The sequence below is a fragment of the Yersinia ruckeri ATCC 29473 genome (assembly GCF_000754815.1).
Classification (GTDB): domain Bacteria; phylum Pseudomonadota; class Gammaproteobacteria; order Enterobacterales; family Enterobacteriaceae; genus Yersinia; species Yersinia ruckeri.
The window spans coordinates 2,856,079-2,876,867 of the sequence record NZ_KN150747.1 but is presented as its reverse complement, the minus strand read 5'-3'; the positions used below and the strand labels follow the sequence as shown (position 1 = coordinate 2,876,867).

Here is a 20,789-nt window from a genome sequence, read left to right as displayed (position 1 = left end):
GACATCCCCTATGGAGTTATAGGGGATGAACTATAACAATTAATTTATTTTTTTCGTTCTAAGCTGTAAGAGGAAAAATCGCTGACAATCCTCGCAATAAATACCAAGGAGTAAATATAACCGATTAATACTATGAGAATAGTGGCATTCCTTGCTGGCCATGATACAGCAACGATATCGCCATAGCCTACGGTCAATATACTGATAAATGAATAGTAAAAAAGATCATTCATTAGAAAGGGTATTTCGCTAGAAACGCCTTTAAAAGAACCTGGCGAATATATTTCGATGCTAGAAAATAGGAAGAATCCCATATATCCTATTAATAAAAAACCACTCAGTGCGGCAAAAACCAATTCACTACAGACCTTGCGGGTGAAGATAACTTGTCTGAGCACCACTATAGCGATAAGAATAAAAAAATACAGATAGAGAATTTTTACAAATGATGCAGCGGTTGGATTATCATTAAAAAATAGCTCAATAATCACACCAATAACAATGGGTATGAGTGGTAGGATTTTATTTTTTCTGACGAGAAGGTTTACCCCAGCAATGACCTGAAATATCGAACTCAACATCGAGTTAGAAAAATAGTTGCTCGTCGGTAGTAGATTAATAAAAAAAGCACTAAACAATGCGATAAATAAAAAGGCATATTGCGTGCGCATGAAAAATGCTCGGTTATATATTATATTCATTCAATCTAGCCTGGTGATACTTCATTTATCTGTAATTATGAGGCGGGAAAGTGTTTATGGGAATGGAATATTGAAAAATTACTCAGGAAAATGTGAGGATTATACCGGCTGAACGCTGTATTGAGTTATGAGCAACAGCACATCCATCCCCACATCCATCCATATGTTTATCCTGCCAACACTGCAAAATTGAAGATATCTAGACGTCTATTTTAGCTTATTGAAATCTGTAGGTTGCCGATGATTAACGACCTCGATACAGGTTATATCCCAATTGTTGAGCGATAGATGCCACCATTTTTTGCCCTCGAACGCTGTTACCGATAGCGTCGAGAGGCGGAGAGAACGCAGCAATACCCATGATGCCAGGTACCACGGTTAAGATACCCCCACCGACGCCACTTTTACCCGGTAAACCTACGGTATATGCCCAGTCACCAGAACTGCCATACAGACCTTCCATTGTCATTTCAGCCAAAATAAATGGCGTGTTAGACTCGGTTAATACTTTCTTTTTGGTGATAGGATTAATGCCTCCAGCGGCAAGTGTGGCACCCATTGTGGCTAACTCAACGGTATTTAGCAGGGTTGAACATTGGCGGGTATAAACATCGCAAGCTTCCATTGGGTCACAATACATCGCACCAGCTGAATACAACAACCACGCAATGGCGCGATTATGGAAGTTGGTGGTTTGTTCGGAATGGTTCACTTCCTCTGAGAGAGTAATAGGGGCACCGGCCAACTGTTGTTGCATCTCTAGAATTCGAGCCCAGCGATTCTCACGGTCATGGGCATTAATCAAACTCACGGTAGACATCGCTCCAGCATTCACTAATGGAGATAATGGCTTACCATTATGCAGCTCCAGTGCAATCACTGAGTTGAATGGCAAACCCGTCGGATCTGCCCCAATCTTGTTTTGGACATCCTGCGATCCAACATCTTCTAATGCTAAGGCAAGCGAACATATTTTTGAGATTGACTCCAGCGCAAAGCGAAATTCAGCATCGCCTTGAGAAATAATATCGCCGTTTACGGTGACAATTGCCACCGCTGCCAAGTGACTGGGTACCCCAGCCAGATAAGGAATATAACTGGCGTTTTCGCCACCGGGCAATGTGGAGTAGCGGGAATAGGTATCCATCGTAACCTGTTGTAAACGATGCAGGTCAACAGTCATTATATTGGCTCCAAAGTGAATGTTACGAGCCAAGGGAGCGATGGCTCCCTTGTCAGTAGAATAGAGAGTTAGCGCTTTTGCGTAGGTACGTTTATCGCCGGTAATATCGTGGGTTCAGTGGTTCTAACGGCTCCCATCGCGACATCGCTGGTATGCGTGGTTGAGATGTTTTGAATACCGGGATGTCCATTCTCAACTTGCCATGTGAACGGTGCAAAATCACTGTTCTCATCACGCCAATGAGATTTGCGTATCCGGTAGATAAGGAACGGCAGAAGAGCGAAGAATGCGGTCAGTGCTATCAGAATGCCGACGTATTCGGTTGGGCTACCCACAGAAATCTGACTGGGCGGAATAAAGCTGAATAAGAACGCAAGAATTGACCCTAATAGCCCGGCACCACCAATAATCCACATACCGATATCACCACCGGGAATACGATACGGGCGAGGGCGATTAGGCTGGCTATAGCGCAAATAAATAGCGGAGGTAAACATCAGCATGTACATGATTAAATAAAGAATAACGGTTAGCTGGCTCATGATTTGATAGGCAGCCTGTACCGATGGGAGTACCACGAATAATATGGCCAACAGAGAAACGAGCACGGCCTGTAGCAGCAAAATGTGTGTTGCCATACCATTTTTGTTGGTGTGTTGCCACCAACGAGGCAGATAACCTGCTTTCGCAACAATCAGTAAACCTGATGAGGGTCCGGCCACCCAAGTGACTACGCCTGCCAGCACACCGATCGCTAATGCGAATGCTACGATAGGTCCAAGCCATTCCAAACCCGCCCATTTAAAAATAGTGTCATAAGCAACCAGCAGGCTTTGTGTCAGGCTGATATCAGACTGTGGAATAACAAACGCGATAGCTAACGTACCCAGCACAAAAATGAGTACCGTACCGAGTGCAGCCAGCATGATAGCAATGGGATAATTACGCTTTGGATTTTCAACATCTTTAACGTGAATCGCGTTCATTTCCATCCCAGCATAAAACAGGAAAATACTTGCGGCTAACACGATATTATCGAAGTTGGTAAAATCAGGTATTATCTCCCCCCACGATAATTTGATTTGTGGTGCGCCACCAAAAATCAAATAAGCAAAGCCCAACACAATTAAGATAATGGCGGGAATAATGGTGCCAATAATCCCGCCCCATTTAGAGACCTTGGCAAAGGTTCCTACCCCTTTAAAAGCAATAAAAGTCGCCAGCCAATAAACAAATAGGACTATCCCTAATACAAAGAATTTATCTGCTGACAGAGCCTCATCCCATTTTTGGTCAGGGCCAAGAAAAGCCAGTGAAACAGCAGAAAAAGTCAATGCCGTTGGAAACCAAACCGTCACTTCAATCCACAGCATAAACATGGCGAGAAAGGCCCAACGCGGGCCGAATGCTTCACCTACCCAGCGGAATACACCCCCTTTCTCTGGCCAACCCGTAGCTAGCTCGGCTGCAACCAAGGACACTGGGATCAGGAAGAATACGGCAGCAAATAGATAGTAAAATATAGAACTCAAACCATATTCTGCCTCAGCAGGTAATCCTCTGAGGCTGACAACGGCGACAATATTCATAATCGCAAGCGTAGCAATACCCAGTTTTTTCACGGGAGCTGCTGACTTGGTTGTATTGGGAGCATTACTAGACATAATCGCTCATCCTAATTTTGGTATAAACAATGTGATATATAGCCTGTTATCCGCGCCACAGCCATATGGCTGCAACGCAGATATTTCAGGGCAATTATGTATAAAAGAAAGAGTGTCCGATTTTATGTATGTTTAAAACTATTTTGGCTCGCCAATCCACCCAGCGATGGGTGCTGGCTTAAGTAGTTCAGCGAGGATTTAAAGTCTTCTAATAATAATTCGGCAAAGTCCATTTCGAAGCCACGTCGGCACATAATACGCATCACTACGACATCAGACATTCCGCCGTTTAGGGCAAACGCGGGTACTTGCCAACCGCGCAGTCTTAAACGTTCAGATAGGTCATACAAGGTGTAACCAGGTTTTGCGCCTTCTTTTACGCGGAAGCAAACCGCAGGAATACCTTCCTCGACACCACCGGAACAGATAAATTCATAAGAACCTAATTTGGCAATTTCTTCTGCCAAGAAGGCGGCAACCTGATAAGAGGCACTTTGTACTTTGGTATAACCTTCACGACCCAAGCGTAAAAACTCATAATATTGAGCGATAACTTGTCCCGCTGGACGAGAAAAATTGATAGCGAATGTCCCCACCTGTCCACCCAGATAATCGACCTTGAATACCAACTCTTCAGGTAGTGATGCTTCATCACGCCAAATAACCCAACCGCAGCCCAGAGGTGCCAGACCAAACTTGTGGCCTGAAGTACTGATAGACTTCACGCGCGGTAAACGGAAGTCCCATTCGATATCCGGGGCAACAAAAGGTGCCAAAAAGCCACCACTGGCTGCATCGATATGCATATCAATGTCTAAACCCGTCTCGCGTTGCAATTTGTCTAACGCATCATGAAGTGGTTTAGGAAACTCATAATTACCCGTGTAAGTTACACCAAAGGTTGGTACTACCCCGATGGTATTTTCATCACAAGCCTCAATCATTCGCTGAGGATCCATAAATAGTTGGCCTGGCTCCATTGGAAGTTCACGTATTTCGACGTCCCAATAGCGTGCAAATTTATGCCAGCAAACCTGAACAGGGCCACAAACAAAGTTTGGCTTATTGGTCGGTTTACCGGCGGCTTCCATGCGTTTACGCCAACGCCATTTCATCGCCATTCCACCGAGCATGCAGGCTTCTGAAGACCCGATGGTGTTAGTACCAACGGCCTGACCATTTTTCTGCTTTGGTGCATTCCACAGATCGGCGACCATATTGACACAGCGCATATCAATGGCTGCAGACTGAGGATATTCCTCTTTATCAATCCAGTTTTTATTGATTGAGAGATCCATCAGCTTATGCACGTTATCGTCATCCCACGTTTGGCAAAACGTCGCTAAGTTCTGCCGTGCATTTCCGTCGAGAAATAATTCGTCATTGATAATTTGAAAAGCCACATCTTCGCGTATCTCTTTTTCAGGGAAACGTTTGCTTTCAGCTATATGACGAATAGATTCAGAACCGAAGCGAGAGTCTAGAAGTGTTGAGCGAAAATCATTGGTATCATTTTTCTTAGTCATTGTTTATTCCTAAAAAATATCAATATCCTATTAAAACCTAGAACATTAAATCCATTGTTGCAAGTTGAACACGGATTTAATGTTCTAGATCAATATTTCCACATAATAATTCTATACCGCGATTTCTCTTCGAAGAGAGTATTATCATACAACTAATCAATACGGTGTAAAGCACAAAGCCACTGTGTGACAAATAGTTTCTTTTTATGTTTGGATTTATTTTAAATAAGTGAACACCCATTTTTCGATAGTCATTGATAACTAAATGATCTATTTCACCTTAGATTAATGGATGGGTATTTATTCTTATTTATCAATCTATTATGTTGTTTTTTTGTGTTTTTTCTAACTTCTGTGATAAGCGGGAATAATCTAGTTTATTCTTGTAAATGGCTTCTGACATTAGGAGGACTTTTAGGGTGAAAGACCTAATGCTAGTTTAAGTAATGAGTGTGAATTTGAATGGGACTGTTTTTTGATATTGATTCTGATGGTTAAGTTATTACATTTTATATTAAAAATAGTAAAAATTAATTTATTTTTCCGGAGCGTAAATTATTGGCATATTTCTCTGGTCGGTGTCATATCGATGTTTCATCGAAGATTGATTTTGACCATGATTATGGTCATGTGATATTGACTACCTGTCTATTTTTTATTGATTAATTTTGGTTTACATTGATATATCGACTTGTTCCTACAGTGAGATGAAAAGTATGACGTACTCGCCAATTTACCCATATCTCTCTTTAATCATTTTCTCGCGAGCACTCAAGTAGTTTGTGTGAAAGGTTGCTAGGACAATAGCCAGATTCGCCAGTCGGCTTAGAATTCGTTATCATCCGCTCCCACTCTCCATCCGGGTAGCCTGATGTCTAAGATTATCGATACCTTTATTGCCCCGCCGTGTCATGACAAGATCGAGAATCTTTATCAGGACGATCACTTGGTGCTTATCAATAAACCCGCCGGACTGCTCAGCCTCTCGGGGAAAAACCCACAAAATCTCGATTCGGTGCATTATCGGCTGGTACAGATATTTCCCGGCTGCACCTTGGTTCACCGTCTTGACTTCGGTACTTCAGGGCTAATGGTGATTGCCCGCAATAAGGCTATCAATGCCGCCCTTTGCCAACAGTTCAGTCAGCGCTCAGTGACTAAAGTGTACAGCGCACTGCTCTGCGGACATCTGGACGATAACGAGGGAGTGATAGATGCAGCGATTGCCAAAGATCCTGCGTTGTTCCCACGGATGTCGATTTGTGCAACTCACGGCAAGCCCGCCCGCTCCGGCTATCGGGTCGTTGAGCGTTTTTATCATGAGTTGGAAGATGGGACGTTACTGCCATTGACGCGGGTACAGCTAACTCCAGAAACCGGGCGCACTCATCAACTCCGTATCCACTGTCAGCAGTTGGGCCATCCTATTTGGGGCTGTGATCTTTATGGCGGTCGCCTGCTACCGGGTACCGAACGGACTCCGCGGCTGATGCTGCATGCCAGTGAGCTGCATTTCGTTCATCCCATTAGCGAAGAGTGGATCAAAGTCCGTAATAGCAGCCCGTTCTGAAAGCGAAAATATCTATCATGATGCCGCCGCGCGGGTGCTCAGTGTGGCTCCAAAGTACATACGGAAGTGCTTAATCAAATTATCTTTGTCGTAAAATCTAAGATCCGTCACCGTTAATTAAAGTGACGGTATTAAAAATGAAAATATTATATTTTCTCGTTACTCATTCCCGCAATTGCTTACATCTATTTATGTTTTTCATGATAAAAAATTCAACCAAGGCCTTGAGTGACACACCTTCATTTAATGGGCGCCATTATGACTGATGCGGTTGTTCGTCCGCACTAATGGAGGAGATTATGCAAGGGGATTCAACACAAACAATGAATTATCTCTTTAACGTGGTTTTTACATTATTGCCGCTCAAATCCCCTATACTAAAAGTGCACACAGCCTGTGTGGCATAGTTCTAGTCAGTAAGATTATAGCCGTTCCAATGGGTACGAACTGAGTAACATCACACAGCCCAACTAAACTGTAAGTTCGCGAGGTGGTCCATGCTATATGTTGATATTCCAAGTCGTGAAGAATTCTCCCGTTTATCCGATGTCCGCTCTGATGCCTGTATTTCCATCTACCTTGAAACTTCTCCGCTGCACCAAAAATTAGAAGCCAGCAAAATTCAGCTGGGTAACTTTATTAAACAGGCATTACAGCAAGTTGCGAATAAAGGTTTGGATAAACGCCGCTTAGCCCTGTTGGAGGAAGAACTTTATTCGGTGTTGAAAGATGAAGATTTTTGGGATCTGCATGCCCGCAGCTTGGCTATTCTAGCCACGCCGGACAGCATTACGACTTATCGTTTGGCGAATGAACTGCCCAGTCAGCTTGAAGTGAGTGAGCGTTTCTACCTTAAACCTTTATTACGAGCACTTACATTCCCACACTCAGCTTATGTTCTGGCTTTGTCTGAGAATCAGGCGCGCCTGATCGAGTTTTTTGCCGATGTACCGCCAGTGGAAGTTACGGTGCCGAATATGCCAACCCACAAGCGAGATGCCATGGGGGATGCTGCATTAAACGATCATCATCATGGTGCGGTTCACCATAAGGTACGGCTGGCACAATACACCCGTAAAATAGACCAAGCTTTGCGCCCAATATTTGCCAACCATGACTATCCGCTTATTTTGGTTACTACCGAACCTTTAGCGGCTATTTATCGTGCAACCAACTCGTTACCGAATCTTATTGATGAAACTCTTTTCAGCAATGCTGAGCATTTGGGCGCATCTGAGCTGGTGTCCCAGGTTCGTCCACTGTTGGAAAACTATTATCAGGCGCAGTTGAATGCCCTAAAGTCACGCTTCGAAGTCCGCTCCGGCGAACGGCGGGTGACGCAGGATCTGTCCGATGCGGCTCGTGCGGCAACTTTTGGTGCCATCGATCTGTTGCTGATTAATATCGACAGCAGCATGAACGGAACCATTGATGACGACGGCTTGATCTCTTTCAGCGGTAGCGGTGATGAAGCCAGTTACGGGATTATCGATGAGATTGCCAAACGGGCGATAGCAACCGGAGCAAGGGTATTGGCAGTGCGTAGCGAAGATCTGCCATCTGGTGCCGATCTCAATGCGATATTACGTTATCCGCTGTAAAAAATCGCCAGTCTGAAGCCCCGATAAGGGGCTTTTTGTTAACAGCGACTCCATCGAGCATGGACAAAAAGAAAAGCCGGATAGACAGGCTATCCGGCTTTGGCTCAACCTAGATGCTACGGATTTATTTCAATCAATAATCAATAGTATCACGGATAATTGGACAAGTCATACAGTGGCCGCCGCCGCGCCCACGCCCCAATTCACTACCTACAATCTCAATCACCTCAACCCCTTCTTTACGCAATTGAGTATTGGTTTTGGTATTACGATCGTAAGCCAGCACCACGCCCGGAGACAGGGCAACCATGTTGTTACCGCTGTCCCATTGTTGGCGCTCGGTATCGTAATCGTTACCTTCGGTTTCTACGACGCGCAGTTTCTTCAGATTCAGAGCTCCAGCAATCGCTTCGACAAAGGTGCCTTTATCACGGCTCAGTTTCATGCCAGTTGGACCATCATCTGGGCGCAAGGAGAAGGTTTTGATCTGATCGACGATCGCAGGGTAGAGCGTGACCACATCACGATCGCAGAAGGTGAATACCGTATCCAAGTGCATGGCAGCACGCAGTTTCGGCATCGCGGCAATCATCACTCGCTCAACACCGGAGTGCTTGTTGGCGAACAGGGCTGCGGCCAATTGAGTGATCGCTTGATGCGAAGTGCGTTCGCTCATACCAATCAGCACCGTTTTATTACCAATCGGCATCACGTCCCCCCCTTCCAGGGTTGCAGTACCGTGATGTACGGTTGGATCTCCCCACCAGACATTGACGTTGGCAGAACCAAAGTCTGGGTGAAATTTGTAGATAGCCGTCGTCAAGATAGTTTCTTCATGGCGGGCAGGCCAGTACAGCGGGTTCAACGTGACGCCACCATAGATCCAGCAGGTGGTATCGCGGGTATATAAGGTGTTTGGCAGCGGCGGTAGCAGGTATTCAGTAATACCAACCGCTTCGCGGATCAGCTTCAGCTCTTCGTGGTCAGCATAGCCTTCTTTTGCCAGTTCAGTGGTGGAGAGGCCACCAATCAGCACTTCTGCCAGAGCGCGCGGTGCCAAGCCATCCAAGAAGCTGCGGGTTTCACGCAGGATACCCAACGACACTTCATTTGGCACAATCTGCTGATCCAGAATCCACTTTCTGGCCTCCGGTAGCGCCAGCGTTTCCGTCAGCAGATTGTGCATCTCAACCACATCAACGCCGTGTTCGCGCATCTTGGTCATAAAGTCAAAATGGTCACGCTTGGCACGTTCAACCCACAGCACATCATCAAACAGCAGTTCATCACAATTGCTTGGCGTCAGCCGGTTATGCGCCTTGCCTGGCGCACAAACCATTACTTTATGTAATTTCCCTACTTCTGAATGTACACCAAACTTGGTCTGTGTCTTTTTTTTAGTCGACATAATGACTTGCCTCAATCAGATAGTAATAACGCCTGTTGCAATGTTGTAGATGGCAACAACTGCGGCGACCATAACGATAATGAAGAGTCCCATTTCAGCCGGAGTAAACAGTTTTGCGTGCTGTTCACGTTTGGCCATAATGTACAACAAGGTGCCTGGGCCATAGATAATGGCTGATAGCAGCAGATATTTCATACCTCCGGCATACAGCATCAGTAGTGAGTAGAATGTGGCGATCACCGCAATAATCAGGTCTTTCTTGTGATCGGTTTTATCGGTTTCGTAGGTTTCACCGGTCCAGGCCAGTTTCAACCCGTATGCCCCAACCAGCAGGTAAGGGATCAGGGTCAGTGAACTGGTCAGTTCCAGAGCCAGTTGGAATGCATATTGGCTGAATAGGGTCAGGATCAAGAACACTTGAATGGTGACGTTGGTTAACCAAACCGCGGAAGAAGGGACTGCATTACTGTTCTCTGTACCAAAAACCTTTGGCATGCTTTTGCTTTTTGCTGCGGAGAACAACACTTCTGCCGCCAACAGTGACCAAGAGAGATAAGCACCGAGTACAGACACGATCAAGCCCACACTGATAAAGATAGCACCCCAACGCCCCACGATAGCTTCTAGTACACCCGCCATGGAAGGTTGGCGTAACGCGGCCAAATCAGGACGCAACATTACACCGTAAGACAGCATGGTGATCATCACCAGTAGGCACAGTACGCCGATAAACCCCATTACCGTTGCAATACCGACATGGCTGCGTTCTTTGGCATAGCGGGAGTAGACACTGGCTCCCTCAATACCCAGGAACACAAATACCGTGACCAGCATGGTGCTGCGTACCTGGCTGAACAAGGATTCAGGCTCAACAGTGGGTACGATAGCTGCCGCTGCATGCCCGACATAACCGTAGTCATTAAGATGAGATAAATCGCCAACGTTTGCAGCCACTTGTGGTGCACCCCAGAAGTTGAGTGCGAAAAGGTCACCTTTGAAAGCAAAGATCAGGACAATAACGAATAAGATGATAGGCAGGATTTTGGCGACAGTGGCAATGGTATTAATGGCGGCAGCGCTTTTTACCCCACGGAGTAATAGAATATGAAAGCCCCACAGAATGACCGAGGCCACCAGTACCGCAGGGATGGTGTTACCGTCACCAAATATGGGGAAGAAGGCTCCTAATGTTGATTTAATCAGTACAAAGTAAGAGACGTTACCAATACAGGTACCAGCCCAGAATCCTAAGGCTGAAGCAAACCCAAGATAATCACCAAATCCCTCTTTGGCATAAATGAATACACCGGAATCCAGATTGGGTTTACGCTGAGCCAGTGTTTGGAAAACAAAGGCCAGCATTAACATACCACCGCCTGCAATACACCAAGCGATAATGGCACCAAACCCACCCGTTGCGCGTCCAAAGGTCGCCGGTAAAGAAAATATCCCGGCACCTATCATGGAACCCACCACCAAAGCAGTGAGAGACCATAGGGACAGTTTATTCGTTGATGAACTTGTCATGGTTTTCCTTACTGACACCCAGTCATAAGTTATGTGTTATTAAAGGCTAACGTTATGCACTCACGATTTAAATCATAGCTATAATCATCAATTTTTCCTGTCCAGAGAGAATCCTTTACAATCATTGGCAGCATAGTAGTTTTTAATCGATTGAATCTTTGCCATTAAACAGAGAAAAAACACCATAAATTAGATTTTTCTCGGTTAATAGTGCTTATCTTTAGTGAAAATAAAAATATTATTTTATTTTTTTTAGATGCGTAGGCAGGTGGCGGATTTTTTTTTGCGTGGAAAGATAAGGTTATTTCCATTTATTTTTTAATTGAAATAACACTATTCTATCATGATGTTGCCACACGATGATGGTACTCAAATGTGCAAATCATCAAGCTAGGTTAATGGCTAAAACCTTGTACTTCGATAGTGGTTAGTTTGATCAATAAATAATACTTTGCAAGCCACCTTTACTGGTAAGTATGCATTGTGTAGATGATGTTATTGTACTAAGGTTATTTTTATAAAAAACAACATGGTGCATATTATGGCACTGAGTAATTGGTCATAGCATAATGATTAAAAATGTAAGCCAGCATGCTTTAAAAAGTTTGAGCTGTTTTGCTGCAGTCACTTTCTTCTCAACAAGCCAAGTTTGTGCCTATGAGTGTTTTCTCAATGCTAATACCATGAGTATCTTGTACTTCTTGTCAATCATATCCAAACCTTTGTTTTTTATCATTATAGGGTATATGGATGAAGTGGAGGAGCTCACCAAAAAAGATATTGTGATAAAAATAAAATCCATCATTTTGATTATGCTACTTTGGAATATTGTTTTATCACTGATCAAAACAACCTACATACAGCAAGGCTATCTCTTGCAGAATGGCATACTATTGAGTATGGGTATTATCTATGTAATATATCCGATCATCCTTAAAGGCATTAAGCATTTAAGAGTAACAGCCTTTTTCTTCGCCAGCCTAGTGGCTATTATTGCTTTGCTTGATATCTTCAGCCCGGTGGACAGCAAAAATGACCCGCTGTTTATTTCCAGTTATTCATTTATCTGGATATGGGGTGGGTACTATATTTTTGGTCACATGCTCGGTTCTGAATCAGGGCGCTTGTTTACCAAAAGAGTACACGTATTTGGGCTGGCAAAAATAATGCTTATTCCAGTTGGAGTTTCAATGTACTTTTATGAGCGTTATTTGACTCTCCATGTTCAACCCAGCGTTGCTGGCTGGTTTGTGCTAGAACATGCTCATTTGTTGGCCATGAGCCTGATACTGTTTATTCTGTTCGATAATATTAATATTAAGAACCGGCTGATAACCCATGTGGTCGAGTTTATCAGCCCGGCGATGGTAGGCGTGTATATCGTTCACTACAGCGTGTTTTACTTCATTACCACGCTGTATCACTTCGACGATATAACATTAAAGTTTACACTGTTGGTGCTGGTCTTTATCGCCTCGGTCATTATTTGTCGTTTGTTACTTCTGAACAGGTTCACAGCCAGGATCATTTCCTTTTGAATCTTCTGGAGCGGCAGTCATCGGTATCCGACGAATATTAATGCCGGCAATACCTAATGCCAGCGTCATTAACGGTGCGACAATATTAAACACGGCAAACGGCAAATACCCCATGGTTGAAACCCCTAAAACGGCGGCCATATAAGCACCACATGAGTTCCATGGAACCAATGGCGAAGTCACAATACCGGCGTCAGAAACAATACGCGACAGGTTCTCTGGTGCTAATCCTCGTTTGGCGAACTCGCCACGAAACAGGCGGGTAGGCAGTAGCAGTGCAATGTACTGGTCGCCAGCGGTAATGTTCAGCCCAATGGCGGTTGCTACAACAGAGGCAAACAGGCGGGTAATGCCTTTGGCTCGCAGCAGCAGTGGGGTGACCAGTTTATTGAGCAAACCAAAATCATCCACCATAATCCCGAAGGTCACTGCCCCGATGATCAACCAAATGGTTAGCAACATGCTGTCCATTCCACCGCGAGAAAGCAGGGCATCGATCTGCGCTATCCCTGAATTTTCCTGAAAACCGTTTGCCATTGCCAGCCAAATGGCTTTCATCGCCTGTAATGACGTGGCTAAATCGGGTTCCGCGATAAACCGCACGATAACTTGCGGCTGCATAAATGCAGTCATCACACCGGCCAGCAACGCTGAACACATAATCGCCAGTGAGGCTGGAACTTTACATACTGATAATCCCAATAGGAAAACCAGCGGCAGCAAATTCCACGGTGTGATGTGGAAAAGTTCACCAAACCGGGTGAGTTCGTTATTGGTGACTGTGGTATCAAAACCGCTATTTTGATTGATGCCAAAAATAATAAAGGCAATCAAGGCGATAGTACCAGCAGGAATGGTGGTCCACAGTTGCGCACGGATGTGTGTATACAGTGGCACACCATTCAACTGAGCCGCCAGCACGGTACTTTCTGATAACGGTGAGATTTTGTCACCCACGTAAGCCCCAGAGATCACCGCGCCAGCAGTGATTTCTGGCGATAGCCCCAGCATATTGGCCAAACCCACTAATCCAACGCCCAAGGTACCGGCCGTCGTCCAGGAACTACCGATACTCATAGAGACCGCAACACAAACCAAGAAAGCGATAGGAAAGAACCAGTTTGGTGTAATCATTTGGATGCCGTAATACACCATGGTCGGTATGGTACCGGACATATTCCAAGTACCGATCAGCGCCCCAACGGCAAACAGGATAAAAATTGCACCCACCACAGTTGAGATGCCTTTACGCCCAGACTCAGAAACCTCATCCCAGGTATGGCCATTCTTTAACACAATCACGGCGGTGATCATGGTGCTAATAATGATCCCTACCTGTAACGGGCCGTTGACGGCATCAAGCCCAAACAGAGCAACAGAAGAACCCACCAAAATGATCAGGGTAAATATTGGGATCAGTGCATCAAGATAACTCGGTGCTTTTATCTTGCGGGGGATTTTGGAATCAATACTCATATGCACTCCACAGGTAAATAAGACAATGGGATTGCCGAGATTATTCAAGATGGTTGTAATGCTATACCTAGGGTGGTTAGTGAGATAAGTATAGCTTGCGTCGATAGTTACCGCGAGGGATTGGCAGGCTAATGAGTTGCGATGGAATACGCATTACCAATGAGCGTTCGAGTTTTCATACATCAGTTGAACATAAAATTTTAATGAAAAGCCCTGAAGGACTTTTCATACATAAATATCTGCAACAGGTTGATTACCACATCAAATCGTCAGGCACTTTAAAATCGGCATAGGGATCTTCTTCATCTTGCTCTTCCTGACTAAGCGCACTATTTAACACAATACTGTTCGCATCTCGCTGTGCGATTTTGTCGGCGACACTGGCGGGGATAATAGCGTATTCACTCTCGGCACTGTTATCGACAACCAAACGAGCAATAGCGAGACGACCACTAATTAGCTGAGCTTGAGTCATCTTATCTACAACTATTTTTTTAATTAAATTATTATCTGTGAAGTTAAAACCAATATTGCCTTTTGAAATGTCGATTTTGTTCATTTCAATGAGCTGCTTCACCTGAGCTTTATATTCTTTAGATAAAGCCGCTTGTTTTTGTTGTTCGTTTAGCTGTTTATCACACTCAAGTTGTGCTTTTTTATTTTCTTCCACCGCCTCTCTTGCCTCACGAGCCTGAGCTCGTGATTTTTTAGCCGTTCTTTGGACTTTGGCCATTTTTTTGCTGGTCACTAATCCCGCTTTTAGCATCTGCTCTTGTAAGGTGAGTTTTGTCATTTTCGTTTCTAAACCCGTTGAATAATTTGTGGGATTATACCTGTAATTTTTGGGACTATGCTAGGTTGCCGTGGCCGGCTATCAGGATTAACCACTGAGCGCCAGCATCTTGTCAGTGTCTCTATTACCCATGGCATGAAAATCCGGCAGAGCGGGCGATGTTTTCTCGCTGCAATGGGCAGTTGACTGGGCGGCGGCACAGTAGATAACCATAATCGATAAAAAGCATAATCTATGAAATAAGACCATTCTATATGGCTTATATCGATAGAGTTGGCTAAATTCAGGTTATATATCGTGACCAGTGAAGGCATAAAAATGTTTAAGCATCGTTTATCTGTGATTGCATTAGCGCTGACGGTTTCTCTATCGTTATCTTCAGCCCCTTTGATGGCCAACCCTGGCAATGGGAATAGTGGTGGACATGGAAACAGTGGTGGAAACCATGGCAATAGTGCTGGCAAGGGATCCGCTAATCAGGGCAGCAAAAGCAAACATGGCCATGATAATTTAGTGTCAGTGAATCTCACCTATGATCGTGTGCGTCCATTAGCGGTTAATTACGGGCTGACCGGGTATCAATCATTACCTCCAGGTATTGCTAAAAATCTGGCACGAGGTAAGCCACTTCCACCGGGTATTGCGAAGAAAGCCGTTCCTGTCTCTCTACTGGGGCAATTACCGTCTTATCCCGGATATGAGTGGCGCATTGTGGGCAATGACTTGGTACTGATAGCATTAAGTACCTCCATTATTGCATCCGTGATAAACGGAGTATTCGATTAAATAGTCAACCAAGAACACTTATCGTCGATTTTAACCGCTTATCTTTCGGGAGCGTTGACTGACATAAAAGAGGATTTGGCATCATTAGCGTTTGGTGGTTTGGTGGTTTGGTGGTTTGGTGGTGAAGTGAGTGATATCGGTGACATAATTCGTTTCTCACTTTTAGCCAGAATTATGCCATTAACTTCAGGCTAAACCGACAATGACGATTAATGTTGCTGGAGTATGTATAGAAGCCAAGCTCTTTTATAGGCTTCGCAACCTCCCCTAGATCAGGTATAGTTTGCGTTTTTCGGAAGAACTATGGTGACCCACTCATCCACTCGTCTTAATAAATACATTAGCGAGAGCGGTATTTGCTCTCGTCGCGATGCCGATCGTTATATTGAACAGGGAAATGTTTTTATTAATGGCAAGCGAGCCGCGATTGGCGATCAAGTCTATGCCGCAGATGTAGTGAAAGTTAATGGTCAGCTTATAGAGCCACGGGATGAAGATGATCTGGTATTGATCGCGCTGAATAAACCGGTTGGTATCATTAGCACCACAGAGGACGGTGAGCAGGATAACATCGTTGACTTTGTTAACCACAGCAAACGTGTTTTTCCTATCGGACGTCTGGATAAAGATTCTCAAGGGCTTATTTTCCTTACAAATCATGGCGACTTGGTCAATAAAATCCTGCGAGCCGGGAATGATCACGAAAAAGATTATGTGGTGACAGTTAATAAGCCGGTGACGGATGAGTTTATTCTCGGCCTGAGCGCCGGCGTGCCGATGCTGGGAACGGTGACCAAAAAATGCAAAGTGAAGAAAGAAGCAACCTTTGTGTTTCGTATCACGTTGGTACAAGGTCTGAATCGCCAAATTCGCCGCATGTGTAGCCACTTTGGTTATGAAGTCACCAAACTTGAGCGCACTCGCATCATGAATATCAATCTAAAAGGGTTACCACAGGGTGAGTGGCGAGATTTTACTGACGATGAGCTAATCGAGTTATTTAAGCTCATTGAGCATTCATCTTCCGAAGACAAGCCGACGAAGAAAGCCCAGTCCAAACCTGCCGCAGAGAAAAAACCGAGTATTAAACGGCCGAAAGTCGCAGAGAAATCTGATGGTAATGCGGCTTCCCGTAAGCGCTTTGCCCAGCCAGGGCGCAAGAAAAAGGGGCGCTAAGCTCGTATAACGGCAGAATAGCGCCGTATGATGATTCCCCGCCTTGCAATGAAGGACGGGGTTTTACTGCACACGGGATAAATAGAATAGAGATACTGCGTCGCTTGATGCCTCTTATCACTTTGACCTAAGGCGATGCTTCGTCTTTCAAATAAGCCAGTCCGCCAAAACCCACATCGAAAGCAACAACTCACCGTGATTTTTACCTGCATCGTAGTCTTCTTAATAAAATAAAACATCATGAACCTATATCTTCTTATGCTGACCCTCAGCCAAGAAAGCGCTGGGCGATTGAATGACCAAGCCGCCAGTTCAAATTGATAAGATTGTTTAACTTTATTGCCGACTTGGTTACCTTTATTTTTCTCTGGCGAGCACTCGGTATTAATGCCGAAAGTCATAACGTTTTATCTGTTTAAAATCAAAGAATTAAACTTAATTCGCAATGATAATAAATAACGATTTTGCGATATTCATCACAATGTCATTAGTAAGAAGTGTGAAGAATATCAATCTGTAATGTCAATTATAGACTATTTATATAAGCACGGAATTACTGCCTTACCAAGCAACTCCGTATACTCTCGACAACCAGGAACAATGGAAATCACCTCGGCGAGTGGTGCTGTACAGATAAACGGAGTTTCACCATTGCAACTGGCATATCAATAACTTGTGTCTTTTGAACCTCAAAAGGTGTTGGGTATGGAAAAGAAAAAAATTTATCTGTTTTGTTCTGCTGGAATGTCCACGTCGCTGTTGGTTTCTAAAATGAAGGCGCAAGCGGAAAAGTATGAAGTTCCAGTCATAATCAATGCGTTCCCAGAAGCGTTAGCGGCGGAAAAAGGCCCAGAGGCCGATGTGATCCTATTAGGGCCACAGATTGGCTATATGCTGTCTGAAATAACCAAAATGTTTCCCCATAAACCTGTTGAAATTATCGACTCGCTTCTCTACGGCAAGGTCGATGGTTTAGGGGTGTTAAAAACTGCGGTGGCCGCCATAAAAAAAGCAAAACAATAATAGGGGATTATCGTGAGCCAATTTATTGCTTCTCTGGAAAAAGTCATCTTACCCTTTGCCGTTAGAATAGGCAGACAGCAACATATTAACGCCATCAAAAACGGATTTATCAGGCTAATGCCGCTCACCCTGACCGGAGCGATGTTTGTTTTGATCAACAATGTGTTCTTGAGTTTTGGTGATGGGTCATTCTTCTACTCGATGGGGGTGCGTTTAGACGCTGATACAATAACCATGTTGAATGGTTGGAAGGGAATTGGCGGGAACGTTTATAACGGTACTCTCGGTATCATGTCGTTGATGACGCCATTCTTTATCAGTATGGCGTTAGCCGAAGAGAAAAAAGTTGATCCTCTGGCCGCCGCGTTGTTGGCGGTTGCGGCCTTTATGACCGTCACGCCATACAGTGTTGGTGATGCTTACGCTGTGGGGGCTAACTGGTTGGGTGGAGCTAATATTATTTCCGGTATTATTATCGGGCTAGTGGTTGCGGAGATGTTTACCTTTATCACGCGCCGCAACTGGGTGATCCGCCTGCCGGACAGCGTACCAACCTCGGTTTCACGTTCATTCTCTGCTGTGATCCCCGGTTTTATTATCCTATCGATTATGGGGGTGATGGCCTATGCCCTTGGCCAGCATGGTACTAACTTCCACCAAGTGATTATCGACAGTATCTCAGCGCCATTATCGAAAATGGGCAACGTCGTAGGCTGGGTATATGTGATGTTCTCCTCCCTGCTGTGGTTCTTTGGGGTGCACGGTGCGATGGCATTGTCTGCGCTGGAAAGTGGCATAATGATGCCATTTGCTCTGGAAAACGTGGCGACTTATACCCAATATGGTTCGGTAGATGCTGCACTGGCAGCGGGTAAAGAGTTCCATATGTGGGCTAAACCATTCGTCGATTCCTACATTTTCCTCGGCGGAACGGGGGCGACTCTCGGCCTGATTATTGCCATCTTGATTGCTTCCCGTCGTGAGGATTATCGTCAGGTAGCGAAGCTGGCAGCACCAGCAAGTATCTTCCAGATCAATGAGCCAATTTTATTCGGTCTGCCGGTCATTATGAATCCACTGCTGTTTATTCCGTTCATTATGATTCAGCCGATATTGGCCATTATCACGTCGGTGGCTTATTACAGCGGCATTATCCCACCGATCACCAATATAGCCCCTTGGACTATGCCCGCGGGTTTAGGTGCATTCTTTAATACCAACGGGAGTATTGCGGCACTCCTGCTAAGTCTGTTTAACCTCGGTATCGCCACGCTGGTTTATCTACCCTTTGTGATTATTGCCAACAAGGCACAGGGTGAGATCGATCGTGAAATTGAAAGTGAAGAAGAGATTGCGAACAGTCTGAAATTCTAATCATTGCGCAGGGTTTATTTATGGCAGGAAGATCCGGGAGCTGGAATGAAATATCAATTTTCCGATGATTTTTGGTGGGGCAGTGCCACCTCGGCAGCACAGTCCGAAGGCGCCGCACTGCGGGATGGCAAGAGCAAAAATATCTTCGATTACTGGTATGAAATTGCGCCGGAACGTTTTCATGACCGAATAGGCCCTGAGAATACCTCAACCTTTTACGATTGCTATAAACAGGATATTTTGCTGTTAAAGGCGCTGGGACATAACACATTCAGGACATCAATATCCTGGTCCCGCTTGATCCCCACTGGCGATGGCGAGCTTAACCCTAAAGCCATTGCCTTTTATCATGCGCTGATCGATAGCCTATTGGCTAATGGCATCACGCCGTTTATCAATCTTTACCACTTTGATATGCCGCTGTGTATGCAGGAAAAAGGCGGCTGGGAAAACCCAGCGGTAGTTGATGCCTACGCCAGATATGCCAAAACCTGCTTTATGCTGTTTGGCGATAGAGTTAAACACTGGTTTACCTTTAACGAGCCGATTGTACCGGTTGAGGCCGGTTATCTGAACGATCTGCATTATCCCTGCATAGTTGATTTTAAACGTGCGGTCACGGTGGCTTATCACTGCGTATTGGCGCATGCCAAAGCGGTGTCAGCGTATCGGCAGTTGAGACAAGGTGGGACTATTGGCATCATTTTAAACCTTAGCCCGACTTATCCTCGTTCTGACAGTATCGAAGACCAGGTTGCTGCACATCACGCGGATTTACTGCTGAACCGGAGTTTTCTCGATCCGGTGACCAAAGGGGTTTATCCGGATGATTTAATTGCCTTGTTGCGACAACATGATTTATTGCCACACATCGAGGCGAGCGACGCTCACTTGATTGCGAGCGGGACGGTCGATTTGCTTGGCGTTAACTATTATCAGCCAAGACGCATTCAGGCGAAAGAAACACCCGTTGTTATTGGACAGGTGAAAACGCCGGAAGATCTATTTAGTTTCTATTTTATGCCGGGTCGGAAAATCAATCCTCACCGTGGTTGGGAAATTTATGAAAAAGGCCTATACGACATACTGAAAGATTTGAAAGAAAATTATGGCAATATTCCCTGCTATATTTCAGAGAATGGCATGGGCGTCGAAGGGGAAGAGCAATTTATCGATGCTACCGGTATGGTTAACGACGATTATAGGATTGATTTTATTCGCGATCATTTGACTTGGCTACATCAAGCCGTGCAAGAAGGCTGCAATTGCAAAGGATATCATTTATGGACCTTTATCGACTGCTGGTCGTGGCTTAACGCTTATAAAAATCGCTATGGATTGGTTCGGTTAAATATGGTTGATCAAACGCGAACATTGAAAAAAAGCGGTTATTGGTTTGCCAATGTCGCCAGACAAAATGGTTTTAACTGACGGAGTAATATC

16 protein-coding genes are annotated in these 20,789 nt (G+C 44.8%); 8 read left to right on the top strand and 8 right to left on the bottom strand.

All coding sequences use genetic code 11. The features are described from left to right. Window positions 1-44 precede the first annotated feature (44 nt). From DJ39_RS12840 to gad, 4 genes are all read right to left on the bottom strand, one after another. On the bottom strand, window positions 45-671 hold the full coding sequence (locus DJ39_RS12840) for a potassium channel family protein (RefSeq protein ID WP_004721806.1): 627 nt from the start codon (window positions 669-671) through the stop codon (window positions 45-47). Window positions 672-945: 274 nt separating this feature from the next. Continuing rightward, window positions 946-1,884, bottom strand: coding sequence for a glutaminase A (gene glsA, locus DJ39_RS12835; RefSeq protein ID WP_004721805.1), 939 nt, complete (start codon window positions 1,882-1,884; stop codon window positions 946-948). A gap of 68 nt (window positions 1,885-1,952) precedes the next feature. Next, a complete protein-coding gene (gene gadC / locus DJ39_RS12830) occupies window positions 1,953-3,548 on the bottom strand; it encodes a glutamine/gamma-aminobutyrate antiporter GadC (RefSeq protein ID WP_038240812.1) in 1,596 nt (531 codons plus the stop codon). A 122-nt stretch (window positions 3,549-3,670) separates the two neighbouring features. Beyond that, window positions 3,671-5,074, bottom strand: a complete 1,404-nt coding sequence (gad, locus tag DJ39_RS12825) for a glutamate decarboxylase (RefSeq protein WP_004721801.1) — start codon at window positions 5,072-5,074, stop codon at window positions 3,671-3,673. Between the two features lie 871 nt (window positions 5,075-5,945). On the opposite strand from gad, the gene DJ39_RS12820 reads away from it, so the two are divergent. Both DJ39_RS12820 and DJ39_RS12815 read left to right on the top strand, forming a co-directional pair. After that, window positions 5,946-6,644 carry an RluA family pseudouridine synthase gene (locus DJ39_RS12820; RefSeq protein ID WP_004721799.1) on the top strand — a complete coding sequence of 233 codons (699 nt, stop codon included), beginning with the start codon at window positions 5,946-5,948 and terminating at the stop codon, window positions 6,642-6,644. A 497-nt stretch (window positions 6,645-7,141) separates the two neighbouring features. Then, window positions 7,142-8,245, top strand: a complete 1,104-nt coding sequence (locus DJ39_RS12815) for a baeRF11 domain-containing protein (protein ID WP_004721797.1) — start codon at window positions 7,142-7,144, stop codon at window positions 8,243-8,245. A gap of 133 nt (window positions 8,246-8,378) precedes the next feature. On the opposite strand, the gene arcA is transcribed toward DJ39_RS12815, so the two are convergent. Further along, window positions 8,379-9,653 carry an arginine deiminase gene (gene arcA / locus DJ39_RS12810; RefSeq protein WP_038251443.1) on the bottom strand — a complete coding sequence of 425 codons (1,275 nt, stop codon included), beginning with the start codon at window positions 9,651-9,653 and terminating at the stop codon, window positions 8,379-8,381. 15 nt (window positions 9,654-9,668) lie between these two features. Continuing rightward, window positions 9,669-11,180, bottom strand: coding sequence for an amino acid permease (locus tag DJ39_RS12805; RefSeq protein WP_038240816.1), 1,512 nt, complete (start codon window positions 11,178-11,180; stop codon window positions 9,669-9,671). A 569-nt stretch (window positions 11,181-11,749) separates the two neighbouring features. On the opposite strand from DJ39_RS12805, the gene DJ39_RS12800 reads away from it, so the two are divergent. Next, window positions 11,750-12,718: an acyltransferase family protein gene (locus DJ39_RS12800; RefSeq protein ID WP_050777621.1), complete on the top strand. Its 969-nt coding sequence runs from the start codon at window positions 11,750-11,752 to the stop codon at window positions 12,716-12,718. Here DJ39_RS12800 and DJ39_RS12795 read toward each other — a convergent pair. Both DJ39_RS12795 and DJ39_RS12790 read right to left on the bottom strand, forming a co-directional pair. Further along, entirely contained in the window at window positions 12,677-14,194 is a 1,518-nt protein-coding gene (locus DJ39_RS12795) for a Na+/H+ antiporter NhaC family protein (RefSeq protein ID WP_004721792.1), read from the bottom strand. The genes DJ39_RS12800 and DJ39_RS12795 overlap by 42 nt on opposite strands. 253 nt (window positions 14,195-14,447) lie before the next feature. Next, window positions 14,448-14,987: a DUF2058 domain-containing protein gene (locus DJ39_RS12790; protein WP_004721789.1), complete on the bottom strand. Its 540-nt coding sequence runs from the start codon at window positions 14,985-14,987 to the stop codon at window positions 14,448-14,450. Between the two features lie 318 nt (window positions 14,988-15,305). Between DJ39_RS12790 and DJ39_RS12785 the strand changes: the two genes are divergently transcribed. From DJ39_RS12785 to DJ39_RS12760, 5 genes are all read left to right on the top strand, one after another. Beyond that, window positions 15,306-15,773: an anti-virulence regulator CigR family protein gene (locus tag DJ39_RS12785; protein ID WP_038251441.1), complete on the top strand. Its 468-nt coding sequence runs from the start codon at window positions 15,306-15,308 to the stop codon at window positions 15,771-15,773. A gap of 303 nt (window positions 15,774-16,076) precedes the next feature. Continuing rightward, on the top strand, window positions 16,077-16,949 hold the full coding sequence (gene rluF / locus DJ39_RS12780; RefSeq protein ID WP_004721781.1) for a 23S rRNA pseudouridine(2604) synthase RluF: 873 nt from the start codon (window positions 16,077-16,079) through the stop codon (window positions 16,947-16,949). Between the two features lie 705 nt (window positions 16,950-17,654). Further along, window positions 17,655-17,972, top strand: a complete 318-nt coding sequence (locus DJ39_RS12770; RefSeq protein ID WP_038240822.1) for a PTS sugar transporter subunit IIB — start codon at window positions 17,655-17,657, stop codon at window positions 17,970-17,972. A 12-nt stretch (window positions 17,973-17,984) separates the two neighbouring features. Next, a complete protein-coding gene (chbC, locus tag DJ39_RS12765; protein ID WP_004721774.1) occupies window positions 17,985-19,346 on the top strand; it encodes a PTS N,N'-diacetylchitobiose transporter subunit IIC in 1,362 nt (453 codons plus the stop codon). Window positions 19,347-19,391: 45 nt separating this feature from the next. After that, entirely contained in the window at window positions 19,392-20,777 is a 1,386-nt protein-coding gene (locus tag DJ39_RS12760; RefSeq protein WP_038251437.1) for a glycoside hydrolase family 1 protein, read from the top strand. Window positions 20,778-20,789 lie beyond the last annotated feature (12 nt).